Consider the following 3,849-nt stretch of genomic DNA (forward strand, 5'->3'; position numbering starts at 1 on the left):
GGTGCGGCGGCAGGTTGACCAAGTTGCGTGAATATTCGACGCCGTCGGCGATGGCATTGATCCGCGCCAGCGCCGCTGTCAGATCCGGGCCGCGAGCCCCTACCAGTTTCACCCGCAAGGTTCTATCCGCTCCCGCCCCTTGCCGCCGGTTGCGCATATCGAAACGATAGCGGCGTAGCCGCATGCCAAGCGCGACACGCGCCAGGATTTCGGCGCCGGGCAGGTCAACGCCGGCGATCGGGTCCAGGACCAGGGTGGGCGCGCATTCCCCCTTGCCCTCGAGATGCGCGGCAAGCAGACCGCCGGCGCGCGCCAGTGATAGGGTGGTTACGGCTTCAGCTTTGCCCAGGGCCAGGACGACCACGCGCTTGGTCGATACGGACTGCGGGGCAATAAGATCGATGCAGGTGCCGGATTCGATCAAGGCGGCCGGGTCGGAGCAGGCGCGCGAGAGAATCCCGCCCATCTCGGCATCCAAGGCGGCTGCCCGCGGGCCGAAGCCTGTTTGGGCAGTTTGCAAGATCACGACGACGGAGGCTTCCGAGGAAATCTCGTCCGCGGTCTCGAAAACCGGCGCTGGCGATTGAGGCATAGGCTGGCGCTCTCTCCGATTGCGGCAATACCAGCCGGGTAGCGAGCAACGCTTCGCTCACCCCGGTGGAGACTGGTCAAGCCGGTCTCCGCCGTTCGTGGTATAATGCCGGTCCCCAAATAGTCGCTTTCTTGAGACGACTTAATTGCTCTTGTCATCTGGGTATCCCCTAACAGGGCAGGCGATCAAACGCGAATTCTGCCCATGTCGATTGACAAAAACTCAACTCACAATTCATGATCGGCCAATGGCCCTTCCCTCACTCAATGGCATGCGCGCTTTCGAGGCCGCCGCTCGCCTTGGCAGCGTCAAGGACGCGGCGGAAGAACTGCATCTGACACCCTCGGCTGTCAGCCGGCACATCCGCGCGCTTGAACGAAATCTTGGCCAGGACCTGTTCGAACGCGGTTTTCGCCAGATAACGCCAACCATAAGGGGCTCCTACTATGCGCGCAGCCTCTCGGAGGCGTTCGAAGCGATCTGGCGCGCCACCGATGACGTCAGCCTCTCCGAGGGGTCGCGCCACGGCAAGATCCAACGTGTTCGGGTCTTGTGCGTGCCCACCGTTCTGAACCTTTGGCTGGCGGACCGGTTGCCGAACTTTCGCCGGTTGCATCCGTCGGTGGATCTGGAGATCTCCACTTCAGGCAAGCGCGCCAACTTCGATTTGGCCATTGTCGACGAGTTCGTCTACAAGGCCGGCCCGGCTCTGACGCTGCTGATCCCGCTGCTTTTGACGCCGGTCTGTGCGCCTTCGCTTCTGGAGGGGCCTGTGCCGCTGCGATCGCCGGCCGATCTGGTCAATCATCATCTGATCCATGAATGCGAAACCATGAGATGGAAGCGTTGGCTGGAGCAGGAAGGCGTTCTGGAAACGACGCCAAAATCCAGCACAACACTGGATGATTGCACCTTGATCATGCGCGAAGCGATCAATGGCGCCGGAATAGCGCTTGCGGACACGATGATGGCGCAAGATTTTCTGCAGCAAGGCAAGCTGGTCGCGCCGTTCCGTGCCCGCCACACCTATCCGGCCGGCATTTACCTGCATCAGCGTCGCAGCATCGGCAACAAGCCAGGCACCGGTCTGTTTCAGGATTGGCTGCTCGCCGAAGTCGCGGACCACAAGCAGGTGATGGCAATCGCTTAGATGCCCCCCAACCGAAAATGTCGGGAGCCACCGCTTCAGATTGGAATCCCCGCGTCGAACCTCGACTCATCCGTGGTCCAGCGATGACCCACCATCGCCTTGCATCGATAATCGCAGTTCTCATTGAATATCTTTAAGGCCAAAGCCGGCAAATAGGTTGCTTGTCGGTTCCCCTGCGGCAGGCTTAACCTGCACGCGGCCAACGCGTGAGGGCGCGTGCTGCAAAAGGGGAACATTGCCATGACGATACAGGGTGCTTCACCTGATCTGTACAACGAGGATTTGGCTCCGGCCAAAGTTCGAAACTGGGGACCATTCTCGATCTTCAACGTCTGGACGTCGGACGTCCACAGCCTTTGGGGCTACTATCTTGCCGCCAGTCTGTTCCTGTTCTGCGGCGGCTTCGTCAATTTCATCATCGCCATAGGCATCGGCTCGCTGATCATCTACGCGCTGATGAACATGGTCGGCTATGCCGGCGTGAAGACGGGCGTGCCCTACCCCGTGCTTGCCCGCGCCTCTTTCGGCATCTGGGGCGCCAACATACCGGCGCTGGTGCGCGCCGTCGTCGCCTGCTTCTGGTACGGCGCGCAGACTGCCGCCGCCTCGGGCGCGATCGTGGCGCTGCTGATCCGCACGCAATGGTTCGCCGATTTCAACGCCAGCACGCACTTCCTCGGTCATACCGGCCTGGAGGTGATCTGCTTCGTGGTCATCTGGGGGCTGCAATTGCTGATCATCCAGAACGGCATGGAAACGGTCCGCCGCTTCCAGGACTGGGCCGGCCCCGCGGTGTGGGTGATGATGCTGATCCTGGCGATCTATCTCTGTGTCAAATCCGGGAGATTTGCCTTCACCAGCGACATCCCGATGGACGTGCTGCTGGACAAGACGAAGGATGCGGGCGTGCCCGGCACGCCTGGCTCCTGGACCTCGCTGTTTGCGGTGGCCGCGATCTGGGTCACCTATTTCTCGGCGCTCTATCTCAATTTCTGCGATTTCGCCCGTTACGCGCCTGACAAGGCATCGCTGCGCAAGGGCAACATCTGGGGCCTGCCGATCAACCTGATCCTGTTTTCTCTGGTGGCCGGCGTCACCACCATTGCCGCCTTTGACGTCTATGGCGAGGTGCTGCTGCATCCCGACCAGATATCGGCGAAATTCGACAGCTGGTTCCTGGCAGCCCTTGCTGCCCTGACCTTTGCAGTTGCGACGCTTGGCATCAACGTCGTGGCGAACTTCGTCTCGCCGGCCTTCGACTTCTCCAATGTCTTTCCCAGGCAGATCGACTTCAAGAAGGGCGGCTATATCGCGGCCGTGATCGCCCTGCTGCTCTATCCCTTCGCGCCATGGGAAGGCAGTGCGGCTTCCTTCGTCAACATCATCGGCGCGACGATGGGGCCGATCTTCGGGGTGATGATGGTCGACTACTACCTGATCCGGAAGGGTGAGGTCGACGTCGAGGCGCTTTATCGCGAAGATGGCGAATTCCGCTTCCAGGGCGGCTGGCACGTCAACGCCTTCATCGCCGCCGGCATCGGCGCCATCTTCTCGTCGATCCTGCCCAACTTCACCAACTGGCTGCCGTCCTGGTGGGGTGTCTATGGCTGGTTCTTCGGCGTGGCGATCGCCGGCATCATCTACTACGTGCTGCGCACCGCCGCTTTGGGCGCCGGCGCCAGGACCGCGAAGGCCTGACAAGGTGAATTTTGGGGCGGCGAGAGCCGCCCCAAAACCTACCCGAGCATCTCGGCCAATCTGCGCACCGTGTTCCAGTTGCGCGACGTGCCCGTGCCCATGCGCTTGTGATTCATCGCCGCAAGCAGCCGCGAGCTTGGCCTCTCGCGCGAAAAGACGACCCAGATGTCGCCGCCGACCGAAGTCACTTTTTCATCCTCGCCGGCATAGGCCTGGAGCCCCGTCACGGCCTCCACGGGCGCAGGCTTGCGCATCACCCGTACGGCCACCTGATCGCCTGCTTTGGCCGAATCGGCCGGGAACGGATTGCCGGCGGCAAGCTTCAGCCAGTCCTTGGCACCACGCACGATGATGTCGACATGGCGGCCGAAGGTTTTTTCGAAGGCTGCCTCCAGCCGCTGTTCAAGGT

Annotated in this window: 4 protein-coding genes; 2 read left to right on the forward strand and 2 right to left on the reverse strand. The window is 61.6% G+C overall.

All coding sequences use genetic code 11. The annotated features are described in order from the left end of the window. Window positions 1–592: M17 family peptidase N-terminal domain-containing protein (locus tag ENZ74_RS24850; protein WP_281059726.1), on the reverse strand; the 592-nt coding region annotated here is incomplete at its 3' end. Between the two features lie 247 nt (window positions 593–839). On the opposite strand from ENZ74_RS24850, the gene ENZ74_RS24855 reads away from it, so the two are divergent. Both ENZ74_RS24855 and ENZ74_RS24860 read left to right on the forward strand, forming a co-directional pair. Then, window positions 840–1,742, forward strand: coding sequence for a LysR substrate-binding domain-containing protein (locus tag ENZ74_RS24855; protein WP_024503328.1), 903 nt, complete (start codon window positions 840–842; stop codon window positions 1,740–1,742). Window positions 1,743–1,982: 240 nt separating this feature from the next. Beyond that, window positions 1,983–3,440 carry an NCS1 family nucleobase:cation symporter-1 gene (locus tag ENZ74_RS24860; protein WP_024503329.1) on the forward strand — a complete coding sequence of 486 codons (1,458 nt, stop codon included), beginning with the start codon at window positions 1,983–1,985 and terminating at the stop codon, window positions 3,438–3,440. A 38-nt stretch (window positions 3,441–3,478) separates the two neighbouring features. Here the strand turns inward: ENZ74_RS24860 and ENZ74_RS24865 are convergent. Beyond that, the coding region (locus ENZ74_RS24865) for a DUF1697 domain-containing protein (protein ID WP_164761186.1) at window positions 3,479–3,849 on the reverse strand (371 nt) is incomplete at its 5' end.

Origin of the sequence: Mesorhizobium sp. M7A.F.Ca.CA.002.15.2.1, from assembly GCF_003998715.1 — a bacterium.
In the GTDB taxonomy this organism is placed as follows: domain Bacteria; phylum Pseudomonadota; class Alphaproteobacteria; order Rhizobiales; family Rhizobiaceae; genus Mesorhizobium; species Mesorhizobium ciceri.

Excerpts from the sequence above, each read along its gene's own strand:
- ENZ74_RS24855 (WP_024503328.1), top strand. The coding sequence starts at position 840 with ATGGCCCTTCCCTCACTCAATGGCATGCGCGCTTTCGAGGCCGCCGCT.
- ENZ74_RS24860 (WP_024503329.1), top strand. The coding sequence starts at position 1,983 with ATGACGATACAGGGTGCTTCACCTGATCTGTACAACGAGGATTTGGCT.